Here is a 12,793-nt window from a genome sequence, read left to right on the forward strand (position 1 = left end):
GGGGTCAGTCGCTTGTCTGCTCCAGCGCAGCTTCAAGCAAAGGGGCAAGTCTTTCGCCCCAAGCGGCTTGCGACGCTTCGGTTTCGATCAGATCGTTGCGCAGTTCGATAAGTGTGTTCTGCCGACCGTGATGCAAGGCGTGCCGGTCGATGGCATCGCCGGGCAGATGGCCGGGATAGGGTTGGTTGCGCCCGACGACCAGGTCCGGCTCTGCCTCAAGCAACGCAATCAGCGGATCGGAGAGGCGGCTGTCATAAGCATGCAGGATGCCGATATGCCAAGGGCGGCTTGGGCGGGACTTGAGTTGCCGTGTGTAGGAGTGGATCGCGACGATCACGGTGTCTTCCCGCCTCTCGGCCAGTGAAGACAACGCCTCGTGGTACGGCCGATAATAGGCATTCAGCCGCCGTTCTTTCTCGGCCTCGTCCACAAAGCGGTTCCCGGGTATCACGGACCCGTCGTAGAGCCGCATCAGCAGCGTGGGATCATCTTCGCCGCGGTTCGGGTCGATGACGAGGCGCGAATAATTCGCAAGAATCGCTGGCGCGCCGAGCGCATCTGCCAAAGCCAGTGTGACGCCGGCGGCACCGGGATCGAATGCGATATGACGCGACATGTCCGCATCGGTCAGGCCAAGCGTACCTCCAAGTTCCGGTGGGACGGTGTTGTAGGCATGGTCACAGGTGATCAGCCAGCGGGACGACCGGCTTTCTCCGTGGATGTGATAAGGCTCGAATGTCATGGTCACGTCATCTCCCGAGCGCATCAAATAGTTGAGTTGCGCCGGAAAGGGAATTGCGCAATAAGGCCGCAAAACCGTTAGCGGTAACACAAGAATTGCGCTGTGCGGGAGAAGTCGCGTGAACTGACACCGCCAATGCTCTAGGTTGGCGTGAAACGACATCCAGCGGCCTGAATTAAGAAGGACTGTTCTTTCTATGAGACGTTTGCGGAGTGTGAAAATCGTGGCCACACTTGGCCCGGCATCCAGCACCTATGACATGATCCGGGCTTTGCACGAAGCCGGGGCGGACGTGTTCCGCCTGAACATGAGCCACGGCAGCCACGCAGAGATTGCGGAACGTCACGCGATCATCCGTCAGGTCGAGAAAGACCTCGACAGCACTATCGGTATTCTTGCGGATTTGCAGGGGCCGAAGCTGCGCGTGGGTGTTTTTGCCAATGGCGAAGAAGAACTCGAGGAAGGTGCCTCTTTCCGCCTTGATCTGGCTGAAGAAGAGGGCACTGCCAAGCGTGTGACGCTTCCGCATCCCGAGATCTTTGCGGCGCTCGAACCGGGCGCACATCTGCTGGTGAATGACGGGAAGATTCGCCTCAAGGTCGAAGACTGCGGCAAGGATTTCGCGGACTGCACCGTGATCGCGGGCGGCACGATTTCCAATCGGAAGGGTGTGAACGTGCCCGATGTGGTTTTGCCTTTGGCGGCGCTCTCGGAAAAAGATCGCAACGATCTGGAATTCGTGGCGGATCTGGGTGTTGACTGGCTGGCCCTCAGCTTTGTTCAACGCGCGGAAGATGTGACCGAGGCGCGTGCTCTGTGCAAAGGGCGCGCGGCGATCCTGTCGAAGATCGAAAAACCCGCCGCCGTGAAAGCCTTCGAAGAGATCCTCGAAGTGTCCGATGGTATCATGGTGGCGCGGGGCGATCTTGGGGTGGAACTGCCGGTCCAGAATGTCCCGCCAATCCAAAAGCGTCTTATTCGTCGGTGCCGCGCGGCGGCCAAGCCGGTGATCGTGGCGACGCAGATGCTGGAATCGATGATTGAATCCCCGATGCCGACGCGTGCCGAGGTCTCGGACGTGGCCACGGCGATCTACGAAGGCTCCGATGCCATCATGTTGTCTGCGGAATCCGCCGCCGGTGATTATCCGGTCGAGGCCGTGACGACAATGAACAACGTCGCCGAAGAGGTCGAAAGCGATCCCACCTACACCGAGATCATCGAGGCGTCGCGGGCCGCGAAACGGGCAACTGTCGCCGACGGGATCGTGGCGGCGGCGCGGGAAATCGCGGAAACCACAAATATCAAAGCGATCTGCTGTTTCACGTCATCCGGCACAACCGCGCTTCTCACGGCGCGGGAACGTCCCCGCGTTCCCATCATCGCCATGACAAGCTCGGTCGGTACGGCGCGACGACTGGCCCTGACATGGGGCACGGAATGCGTGATCACCGGCGATCTGGAGCGGTTCAAGCAAGCTGTCGTAAACGCCGCGCGGGCGGCCCGGTCGGGTGGCTACGCCGACGAGAACGATCAGATCCTCGTAACCGCTGGTGTGCCCTTTAACACACCGGGAACAACAAATATTCTGCGGGTGGCTCCCTGCGACGAGCGTTTGATTTACAATACGGACCCAGAGTAAGCTTCCCTGGGGGTAACGAGTGGGAGTGGGGACATGGATCCTGACACGCTTTTTGTGGTGGGGCTCGGTCTAGGCGTTCTTTCGGTTCCGGCGGTCGTCTCGGCGATTTCGCGGGGCGAACGTCCGCGGATCGCAACGATCACGCTGATGATTTCGGGTGCGATGATTGTCTGGGCCATCACGAACAAACCGGGTGGTTATCCGCTGGAGCAGGTGCCTGCGATCGTGGCACGCGTGATCAACCGCTTCACCTGAACCCTACGCAAATCCTCTTGCATCAGGCGGGAACCCCGCCTATACGGCGCGCTCTACCCGCACGGCCGGTCAATATGGCATACCGAGTCGTGCGTTCACCGATCGAAAGACAGGAGACGGAAATGCCGAAAATGAAGACGAAATCGAGCTGCAAAAAGCGGTTCAAGGTGACGGCCAAGGGCCGCATCAAGGCAGGTCAGGCAGGCAAACGCCACGGCATGATCAAGCGTTCGAACAAGTTCATCCGCGACGCGCGCGGAACCACCACGCTATCGAAGGCTGATGAACAGATCATCAAGCCGATGATGCCCTACGCGCGCTAAGGAGGAAGAGCTATGTCCCGAGTCAAAGGCGGAACCACAACGCACGCCCGTCACAAGAAGGTCATCAAGGCGGCGAAAGGCTATTACGGCCGTCGCAAGAACACCTTCAAAGTCGCCCGTCAGGCGGTCGACAAAGCCAATCAATACGCAACCCGCGACCGTAAGAACCGCAAGCGCAACTTCCGCGCTCTGTGGATTCAGCGGATCAACGCGGCGGTGCGCGCGCATGACGAAGCGCTGACATACTCGCGCTTTATCAACGGCCTTACATTGGCCGGTATCGAAGTCGACCGGAAGGTTCTTGCCGATCTTGCTGTGCACGAACCGGAAGCCTTCGGCGCGATCGTCGATCAGGCGAAAGGCGCGCTTGCAGCGTAAGCGGCGCAAATCTAAAGTAGAAAGCCCCGCCGTTGCGCGGGGTTTTTTATTGGCTCTGGCAACAAAATTGCTTTGAATATGCCTTCATAAAAAGAATCGAAAAGTATTTCGCAGAATTTCTTTCCTTTGTGAGAGATCGGCTTACTTCCGCCGTAGGGGAGAATAGACTCGACTCTTTTTCGGCATGTTATATGGTGTGTTTAGTTTACATGTTTGATGTAAACTTCACGTGACACCAAGCTTCGAAAAGCGCTGGATAACAAGCGTTGAGCCACATCAAAAGAGGGCTTTCAATGCCGTTCCGAACATTCATGGCAGGCAGGTCTGCATCGCCCGTTACGGCGATCATCGCTGTTTTGATTGCGATCTATGCAACTCTTGCACTTGTCGTAGGATGGGGCCTCCGGGTCGACCTTCTGGTGCGTAACCCGACTGCCGATGCGGCGATGGTCCCGGCGACAGCATTTTGCTTTGTCCTGTCCGCGGGGGCTATTCTTGGCGCGCTTGCCCAGAACAGGTACATGGTACGTACCCTTACCGCTGCGATCCTTGTGATCAGCGCGGTCACCAGCTTTGGACAGATCTCCGGCTGGACGGATGCCACCGGGCTTCTGTTCATTCAGGTGGCCGAGTCAGAGCGTATGGCACCTGTGACAGCGGTCGGTTTCCTGTTCGTGACCTACGCAATCAATCGTTTGCGAAACGGGCGGACCTTCGCCGTTCAGGCGATCAGCGCCCTCGGCTTATCGAGCGCTATCGGAGTTGCGGTCCTCGCCATCAGTGACGTGACCGGCCTTATCAATGGATGGTTTCTCTCTGGTGTTTCCGTACAGACAGCCGCGCTGTTCAGCATCCTGTTCTTCGCCCTCTCATGGACTGGCGTTGCGCCTGCCGATGATACGGACCGACTTGCCTTTTAGGGCACGGCAAACCTTGAATCCTACGTTGAGAGTAACCTGACAAGGTCAGCGCCGTTGCCGAAAGCGCCGGTGGCACCTTGGTGCATTTCGTTCCACCAGAAGAACGCCGAACTTGTGTTCGCAGTTGCGTCAGGCAAGATGCCGGACATGCCGCAAGTCCGGAGACCTTCATGCGCGCCGTGCCCCTTTCCGTTCTTGTCGCACTTCAAGCCACCGTTTCTGCCGCGTCCATGGTGGTTGAGATCGTCGCGGGTCGGATGCTGGCGCCGTATGTCGGGATGTCGCTCTACACCTGGACGTCGGTCATTGCCGTAGTTCTTGCAGGGTTTTCGGCGGGCCATTGGATTGGTGGACGGCTTGCAGATCGACCACGGACCAACGCCATGCGCGCGACCGGGTGGGCGCTGGTTGCCGCAGCGGTGACCACGGCGCTGGCGAGTGTGGCCTTACGCGCCTCGGCAGAGCCTGTCCTGACGCTCTTGCCAAGTCCGGTCTGGGGGATCACGGGCCTGACACTCGCCGCTTTCTTCCTGCCGTCGCTGTTCGCGGGCATTCCGGCGCCGTTGCTGACGCAAGTCTCTCTGTTGGGGCCATCAAGACAGGGACAAGCGTTGGGTGCGATGTTTGCAGCAGGCGCGGTCGGAGCCATCGTTGGCACGCTGCTTGCCGGTTTCCTGTTTATCTCGTGGCTCGGTAGCCTTTGGACCCTGGCAACCGTTACCGCAGTTTACGCAATTGGAGCGGCGCTGTGTTTTTGGCTCGCAGGTCGCCTGACATGGACCGAGGGGGCCTCGGTTGTCGGTGTGTGTGCCGCCATGGTCTTTACCGCGTTGTCGCCCAACCCGTGCACTGTTGAAAGTCGGTATTTCTGTTTGCAAACGGTCGATGTGGCGGCAGATCCTGCGCGTCCAACCCGGGCCATGGTGATCGATCATCTTGTGCACGGCATCTCCGCCGAACACGCGCCAGAGGTGATGTTCACGGACCACGCCGCGATGCTCGACGCGCTGTCCCGCTTGAGGTCGCTTTCGCCGGATCCATCAAGCTTTCACATCGGTGGTGGCAATTACGCGCTGCCCCGCGCCTTTGCCATGCGGGGACTGACGCGAACCACCGTCGCGGAAATTGACCCTGCTGTGACGGATCTCGCCATGCAGGACTTCTGGTTTGATCCGGGCGGCACGCGCATTCTCCATATGGACGCGCGCCGTGCGTTGCGGATTGAGGATCTCGAATACGATATCATCGTCGGCGACGCCTTCACTGATACGGCCGTTCCGCAACATCTGGTGACCAAGGAATTCTTCGAACTGGTCCGACGTCGGCTGGCACCGGACGGCACGTATCTGATGAACGTCATCGACTACGCGGACCGGATGCAGGCGGTCGGGAGCGTGGTGGCAACGCTGCAAAGCGTCTTTCCCGTGGTGGAGGTCTGGTCCGAAGCGCGCCGGCCCGAGCCGGGCGAGCGGGTTGTGATGGTGATCGCGGCGGGGATTGCAGAAACCCCTGCGAACAGCTTCTCCGTACCAGCGCCCGAGCGCACGACGTTTGCCGCGCTTGGACAGGGGTTCGTCGATCAGATTGCGTCCAACGGCATCGAGCTGACAGATGACTACGCGCCGATTGACCGGCTTGTAGGCCCGCGCGACTGAATCGCGAAGCGTTGCTCGTCTTGCGAAAGAAAGGGCGATCCAATTGCCTGGGTCGCCCTTGACGCTGGTGCTTGCAAAGAGTGCGTCTAGTCGATGATCACATCAAAATCCACACGTCGTTCGCTCAGCCCCGGCTGCCCGGCCAGCACCGTGGGCCGCGAATGTGCTGCGATGATAATCTGTTCCGCGTCAAACCCGGCGCCGACCAGTGAACTCATAAGGGCCACCGCACGCAGGCGCGCCGTCGCTGGCGTTTCGCCTGATCCGATATCGTCAGAATACTGGCCGATTACCCGCAGGCGCGCATCGGGGCACGCGCTGGCTTTTGTTGCGAGATCAAGTACTGCTGGCAGCCCGTCCGACGGGGCCGTGATGGACCGTGGCGAGTAGAAGAGACGTGTTTGGGCGACGGCCTGCTGCAAATCCAATGCGCAGCTCGACAATGTTCCAGACCTGAATATCGACGCGTTGCCGGTGTTGCGGGTTGTTTCGCGAATTTCGAACTCGACCCGGCGGTCATAATAGGCGGACGGGCGGTCGCCTTTGAGGCCGGAGGGTTGAGCACTGCCGAGGCCAACTGCACTGAATCGGCTTGTATCGATGCCCGCGGCCGAGAGGCGCTTCAGCACAGCATCTGCGCGTTGTTGGCTCAGGCGCAGATTCGCTGCCGGGTCGCCTGAGGGATCGGAATGGCCTTCGACGATGATCTCGACATTCGGACAGTCTTGCGCGACCAGACCCAGAAGGCGCGCTTGCGCCAAGCCGGTTTCCTCACCCGCCAAACCGCCGCTTGGGAAATAGATGCGTGCGTCGCTGGCCAGAACGCGGAGGTCCTCGACACAAGAGCGGTCCTGCGCAAGTCGCGCCTGCGCCGCTTCGAAAAAGGCGGCGGGGTTGGACACAGGGTTTGTCACCTCGTTGCGGTCAACGGACACCGGTTGGGGTGCCACGGGTTGAAGCGGTTCGGGCTGCGGCGCGACGACTGCGGCCGTGGTGACCTGCAGTACGGGTTGCGGCTGGGCCTGTGGTTGAACCACCGCGGCGGGAAGTGCCGTGGCACCGCCGGACGCAAGTGGCGCGAGCCCCGTTCCCTGTTGACCCACGGCAACCGGGCTTTGCGTCAATGTCCGCGAAACCTCGGTCTCTTCAAAACTGATAGGTTGTGTCAGTGCGGATTCTGGTTCGTTTGGTGAGAAATCAATGACACCGGTAGCGGCCAATAGAATGACGACCGTGGGGGCCACCCACGGCAAATGTTCTTTCAAAATACGTAGTGACATGCTCTTCCCCCAAAGAACGATACTGCAATATGGGCGGTTTTCCGCTCTATATCTTGACGTTGATAAACTGCATTACGGCTGAATTTGGTGCTATGGTCAACATCTATGAAGCGATGATCCGCCAATGCCCACAATTCAGTCACACCGGTCGGTTCCACCGCCGTCACGCGAAACTTTCCCATGTCAAAGGTCGGTCATCTTGCGTCGCGGCAGGCGCGAGGCTAGGGAGTGCCACAGACAAGCCGGAGGGTGACGATGGACGACCTGCGCGACAAGTATCTGGGCCTGATTTCCGACGCGGCGGACGAAGCTGCGCTGGAAGACCTGCGCGTGCAGGCGGTCGGAAAGAAGGGCGAAATCAGCCTCAAGATGCGCGAGTTGGGGAAAATGACTCCGGAAGAGCGTCAGGTGGCAGGTCCGGCCCTGAACGCGCTGAAGGACGAGATCAACAGCGCGCTGTCGGCCAAGAAAGCCGCTTTGGAAGACGTGGCGCTCGATGAGCGTCTGCGCGGCGAATGGCTGGACGTGACGCTGCCGGGTCGGGCGCGTCGACAGGGCACGATCCACCCGATCAGCCAAGTCACGGAAGAGGTCACGGCGATCTTTGCCGATATGGGCTTCTCGGTGGCCGAAGGGCCGCAGATCGACAGCGACTGGTATAATTTCGACGCGCTCAACATCCCGGGCCATCACCCCGCGCGGGCTGAGATGGACACGTTCTACATGCACCGCGCCGACGGCGACAATCGCCCGCCGCATGTGTTGCGCACCCACACGTCGCCTGTGCAGATCCGGTCGATGGAGGCCAACGGCGCCCCCATTCGCATCATCGCGCCGGGGCGCGTCTACCGGGCCGACTACGACCAGACCCACACGCCGATGTTCCATCAGGTCGAGGGCCTCGCCCTCGACAAGGATATCTCAATGGCGAACCTGAAATGGGTGCTGGAAGAATTCGTAAAGGCCTATTTCGAGGTCGACGATGTCGAGTTGCGCTTCCGCGCTTCGCACTTCCCGTTCACCGAACCGTCGGCCGAGGTCGACATCCGCTGTTCCTGGGAAGGCGGCACGCTGAAAGTGGGCGAGGGCGACGACTGGCTCGAAATCCTCGGTTCCGGCATGGTGCATCCGAAGGTCCTCGAAAACGCGGGCGTCGATCCAAACGAGTGGCAAGGCTTCGCCTTCGGCATGGGCATCGACCGGATCGCGATGCTGAAATACGGCATCCCGGACCTACGCGCGTTTTTTGATTCAGACCTCCGCTGGCTGCGCCACTATGGATTCTCTGCGCTGGATGTGCCGACATTGCATGGTGGGTTGAGCGGCTAGGCAGGGCGTAAGTCCGGCACTTTCATCACCGCCGGTCTGATGCTCGGCCTACAAATTGCCGGAGACTGTTATGAGCACCCAACTCTCCCGCCTGATCCGGACGATGGACCGCTACCTGATGTCGGAGGCGGATCAGCTGACCATCGGTACGGTCTGCGTTGTCTCGGACGAAACCGTCGCGCCGATCCAGATGGAGTTGAGTGAGGCGCGGGAGATCATGGCGGAGATCGACGCGAAGTCTTCGGCACTTCTGGCCGTGCTTGCCATCATTCTCGCGGCGAGCGCCTTTCTGTTCTCTTTGTCACAGAACCTCATTGCCCTGACGCTGATGTTTGCGCAGGTGGCGACGATCTCACTCTCGATCATCTACCTGTTGCGGTGCCTGATCTATGAACCCGCGCCGCACCTGCGCCGATTGCTCGACCTTAACATCAGCGACACGGACTACCCGATGCAGATCGAGGCGATCAAGCAGGTGCGGTATTTCAACCGGGTGATCTTGCAGACGACATTCACATCGATCCTGTTTTTCCTGATGTGTCTGCTGATCGGCATTGAAGCCCTGATGATGACCTGACGGGCCTTTCCCCTTCGGCGTGCCTCCGGTAAAGAGCGGCGAAACGCAATCAACCGGCGGCACGCGCAATGAAATTCACGCTTTCCTGGCTGAAACAGCACCTCGATACGAATGCTTCAGTGGATGAGATCACCGAGGCGCTGACTGATTTGGGTCTCGAAGTGGAGGGGGTCGAGAATCCGGCCGAAAAGCTGAAGGCGTTTACGCTGGCCAAGGTGAAACACGCCGAGCAGCACCCCGATGCCGACCGCCTGCGCGTCTGCACGGTTGAGACCGACGAGGGCGACAAGCAGATCGTCTGCGGCGCACCGAACGCGCGCGCCGGGATCACGGTCGTTCTGGCGAAGCCCGGTGACTACGTGCCGGGGATCGATGTGACGCTTTCGGTGGGCAACATTCGAGGGGTGGAAAGCCACGGGATGATGGCCTCTGAACGCGAGCTCGAACTCAGCGACGAACATGACGGGATCATCGAACTGCCGTCTGGCGAGGTGGGCGAGAAATTCATCGACTGGCTGGCCGAGAATGACCCCGCGAAGGTCGATCCGGTGATTGAGATCGCCATCACGCCGAACCGTCCCGATGCGTTGGGCGTGCAGGGGATTGCGCGCGATCTGGCAGCGCGGGGGCTGGGCACCTTGAAGACCAAGAAGGTGGATCCGGTTGAGGCAAGTTTTGCTGCCGACATGAGCGTATCCATCGACGAGGACACTCTGGACGGCTGTCCGCTGTTCTGCGGACGGATCATTCGTGGCGTGACGAACGGGCCAAGCCCGGCGTGGCTGCAGGACCTGTTGCGTGCGATTGGCCTGCGCCCGATCAACTTCCTTGTCGATGTAACGAATTTCTTCACTTACGACCGCAATCGCCCGCTGCACGTATTCGACATGGCCAAGGTCAACGGAAACCTCCGTATCCATCGGGCATCGGGTGGCGAAGAACTGCTGGCGCTCGATGGCAAAACATATGCGTTCCAGCCGGGCCAGATGGTGATCTCTGACGAAAACGGGCCAGAGAGTATCGCCGGGATTATGGGAGGCGAAGAGACCGGCTGCACCGAAGAGACCACCGACGTCTTCGTGGAAAGTGCATACTGGAACCCGATCCAAATCGCCTATGCAGGCCGGGCGCTCAAGATAAACTCGGACGCGCGATACCGGTTCGAGCGCGGGGTCGATCCCGCATTCACGCCCGAGGGGCTGGACTTGGCCGTCCGGATGATCCTGGATCATGCGGGTGGCGAGGCGTCCGAGATGATCGTCGCGGGCGCAGTGCCGGACACCAGCCGCGCATACAAGCTTGACCCGGCGCGGGTGATATCACTAGTCGGGATGGAGATCCCCGAAGCCGAACAGCGTCAGACGCTCACCGCACTTGGCTTCCGGTTGGAGGGCAATATGGCGCACGTGCCGTCCTGGCGCCCTGATGTGACGGGCGAGGCGGATCTCGTGGAAGAGGTCGCGCGGATTGCATCGCTGACCAAGCTGCAGGGCAAACCGATGGCGCGCGTCCATGATGGTGTGCCCAAGCCGATCCTGTCGCCGATGCAGCAGCGCACGCGCGCCGCGCGACGGACGGCGGCGGCACTCGGGTACAACGAATGCGTGACATACAGTTTTATCGACCAGCAGGCGGCAAAGCTCTTTGCCGGAGGCGACGACGCGTCCATGCTGGCGAACCCGATCTCATCCGAGATGAGCCATATGCGCCCGGCGCTGCTCCCCGGTCTTTTGCAGGCGGCAGCACGCAATCAGGCGCGCGGGTTCATGGACCTCGCGCTCTTCGAGCTCGGCCAGGCGTTTCATGGCGGTGAACCGGGTGAAGAGCATATGCTGATCTCCGGTCTTCTTGTCGGCCGAACCGGGCCAAAGGACGTACACGGTGCGTCACGCGGCGTGGATGTGTTCGATGCCAAGGCGGATGCCGAAGCCGTTTTGGCCGCGATGGGAGCTCCGGCCAAGGCCCAGATCCGGCGTGGGGCCAATGACTGGTGGCATCCGGGCCGTCACGGAGTGATTTGCCTGGGTCCGAAGAAGGTGCTGGGCATCTTCGGCGAACTGCATCCCAAGGTGCTCAAGGCCATGGATGTGAAAGGCCCGGCGGTTGCCTTCACGCTTTGGCCGGAGGAAATTCCGATGCCCCGTAAATCGGGCGCGACGCGACCCGCGTTGGTGTTGAACGATCTGCAGGCCGTCGAACGGGACTTCGCCTTTGTCGTCGATAGCGACGTGGCCGCGCTTGATCTGGTGAACGCTGCAGCAGGCGCGGACAAGGCGCTGATCACGGATGTGCGGGTATTCGATGAATTCATCGGCGGTAGTCTGGGCGAGGGCAAGAAGTCCCTGGCCATCACCGTACGGTTGCAGCCGACGGATCGTACGTTGAAGGAAGCGGATATCGAGGCGGTCGCACAAAAGATCGTCGAGAAAGTCACAAAAGCGACGGGCGGAACGCTCCGGGGTTGAGCTTGCCCCGACGCTGTTGCGGGATCGGGACAAAGAATCTTCGTACGAAGATTCTTTGTGACCTTCGAAAAGATTGCGTTAAGTGCTGGCGGAACTGGCCATACGCGCGGTTTCGAAAATTCTGGGGAGGACACCATCATGAGCTTGAAAGTCTACTTGTCGGGCGAAATTCACACCGATTGGCGTGAGCAAATCATCGACGCGTGCCAAGGTCTCGACGTGACCTTCGACAGCCCCGTGACCGATCATGCGGCCAGCGATGACTGCGGTGTTGCGATCCTCGGCGCCGAGGAGAACAAATACTGGCACGATCACAAAGGCGCGATGGTCAATGCGATCCGGACGCGGAAAGGGATTTCTGACGCGGATGTTGTGGTGGTGCGGTTCGGCGAAAAGTACAAGCAATGGAACGCGGCTTTTGATGCGGGCTACGCCAGCGCGCTGGGCAAATCGCTGATTATTCTTCAACAGCCCGAACATGACCACGCGCTGAAGGAAGTGGATGCCGCTGCGCTTGCCATGACGCGCACGCCGCAAGAGGTCGCTCAGATCCTGCGATACGTGCTCACGGGCGCTTTGCCGTCCTAGACTGCGTCCGGATTGCCGCATCCTGCGGCAGGGATCCGCAATTTCCACGCGGATCGTTTACCGAAACGTGACAATGGCCATCGTGTTGTTAACTATTCGTTGACCCCGGTCGAAAACCGGGGGCAAGCCAACACGAGGGAAACTAGTAATGATTCAAGAATTCAAGGACTTCATTGCCAAAGGCAATGTGATGGACATGGCCGTCGGCATCATCATCGGTGCTGCATTCACGGCGATTGTGACGTCGTTGGTCGGTGATTTGATCAATCCGATCATCGCGCTGTTTACCGGAGGTATCGACTTCTCCGGTTGGTTCTACACTCTGGACGGCAGCGAACACGCCTCGCTCGCTGCGGCACAAGAGGCCGGTGCTGCCGTGTTTGCCATCGGCAACTTTATCATGGCCGTGATCAACTTCCTGATTATCGCCTTTGTTGTGTTTATCCTCGTGAAGATGGTGAACCGGATCAAGGAAGCCGCAGAAAAGCCCGACGATGTAGCACCCGAGGTCGACACCGGGCCAAGCGAACTCGATGTGCTTCTGGAAATCCGAGATGCCCTGAAAAAGGGCTGATTGCGCGAAATCACCTGACACATAGTCGGGCGTTTTGAAGGTGTCCCTATGCGGACACCTTCTTC

General features: G+C 59.9%; 13 protein-coding genes. 11 read left to right on the forward strand and 2 right to left on the reverse strand.

The genetic code is table 11. The features are described from left to right. Nucleotides 1-4 precede the first annotated feature (4 nt). Nucleotides 5-742: an N-formylglutamate amidohydrolase gene (locus BUA42_RS16795; RefSeq protein ID WP_072779657.1), complete on the reverse strand. Its 738-nt coding sequence runs from the start codon at nt 740-742 to the stop codon at nt 5-7. Nucleotides 743-938: 196 nt separating this feature from the next. Between BUA42_RS16795 and pyk the strand changes: the two genes are divergently transcribed. From pyk to BUA42_RS16825, 6 genes are all read left to right on the forward strand, one after another. Continuing rightward, a complete protein-coding gene (gene pyk, locus BUA42_RS16800; RefSeq protein WP_072779492.1) occupies nt 939-2,384 on the forward strand; it encodes a pyruvate kinase in 1,446 nt (481 codons plus the stop codon). A 33-nt stretch (nt 2,385-2,417) separates the two neighbouring features. Beyond that, nucleotides 2,418-2,639, forward strand: a complete 222-nt coding sequence (locus BUA42_RS16805) for a hypothetical protein (protein ID WP_072779493.1) — start codon at nt 2,418-2,420, stop codon at nt 2,637-2,639. 122 nt (nt 2,640-2,761) lie between these two features. Beyond that, a complete protein-coding gene (gene rpmI, locus BUA42_RS16810; protein ID WP_072779494.1) occupies nt 2,762-2,962 on the forward strand; it encodes a 50S ribosomal protein L35 in 201 nt (66 codons plus the stop codon). Nucleotides 2,963-2,974: 12 nt separating this feature from the next. After that, a complete protein-coding gene (gene rplT / locus BUA42_RS16815) occupies nt 2,975-3,340 on the forward strand; it encodes a 50S ribosomal protein L20 (RefSeq protein ID WP_072779495.1) in 366 nt (121 codons plus the stop codon). Between the two features lie 293 nt (nt 3,341-3,633). Beyond that, nucleotides 3,634-4,260 (forward strand): hypothetical protein, encoded by a 627-nt coding sequence (locus tag BUA42_RS16820; RefSeq protein ID WP_072779496.1) that lies wholly within the window; start codon nt 3,634-3,636, stop codon nt 4,258-4,260. 170 nt (nt 4,261-4,430) lie between these two features. After that, entirely contained in the window at nt 4,431-5,915 is a 1,485-nt protein-coding gene (locus tag BUA42_RS16825) for a fused MFS/spermidine synthase (RefSeq protein ID WP_072779497.1), read from the forward strand. Nucleotides 5,916-6,001: 86 nt separating this feature from the next. Here BUA42_RS16825 and BUA42_RS16830 read toward each other — a convergent pair whose 3' ends face one another. Then, the gene (locus tag BUA42_RS16830; protein ID WP_072779498.1) at nt 6,002-7,195 is read right to left on the reverse strand and encodes an OmpA family protein; all 1,194 of its coding nucleotides are present in this window, start codon (nt 7,193-7,195) and stop codon (nt 6,002-6,004) included. A gap of 255 nt (nt 7,196-7,450) precedes the next feature. Between BUA42_RS16830 and pheS the strand changes: the two genes are divergently transcribed. The 5 genes from pheS (at nt 7,451) to mscL (ending at nt 12,728) form a co-directional block, all read left to right on the forward strand. Next, nucleotides 7,451-8,524 carry a phenylalanine--tRNA ligase subunit alpha gene (pheS, locus tag BUA42_RS16835; protein ID WP_072779499.1) on the forward strand — a complete coding sequence of 358 codons (1,074 nt, stop codon included), beginning with the start codon at nt 7,451-7,453 and terminating at the stop codon, nt 8,522-8,524. A gap of 70 nt (nt 8,525-8,594) precedes the next feature. Next, nucleotides 8,595-9,101, forward strand: a complete 507-nt coding sequence (locus tag BUA42_RS16840; RefSeq protein WP_072779500.1) for a hypothetical protein — start codon at nt 8,595-8,597, stop codon at nt 9,099-9,101. Nucleotides 9,102-9,169: 68 nt separating this feature from the next. Then, nucleotides 9,170-11,566 (forward strand): phenylalanine--tRNA ligase subunit beta, encoded by a 2,397-nt coding sequence (pheT, locus tag BUA42_RS16845; protein WP_072779501.1) that lies wholly within the window; start codon nt 9,170-9,172, stop codon nt 11,564-11,566. A 138-nt stretch (nt 11,567-11,704) separates the two neighbouring features. Then, entirely contained in the window at nt 11,705-12,154 is a 450-nt protein-coding gene (locus BUA42_RS16850) for a YtoQ family protein (RefSeq protein ID WP_072779658.1), read from the forward strand. Between the two features lie 148 nt (nt 12,155-12,302). Next, nucleotides 12,303-12,728: a large conductance mechanosensitive channel protein MscL gene (gene mscL / locus BUA42_RS16855; RefSeq protein WP_072779502.1), complete on the forward strand. Its 426-nt coding sequence runs from the start codon at nt 12,303-12,305 to the stop codon at nt 12,726-12,728. The last annotated feature ends 65 nt before the right edge of the window (nt 12,729-12,793 follow it).

The organism is Marivita hallyeonensis, from assembly GCF_900129875.1.
In the GTDB taxonomy this organism is placed as follows: Bacteria; Pseudomonadota; Alphaproteobacteria; order Rhodobacterales; family Rhodobacteraceae; genus Marivita; species Marivita hallyeonensis.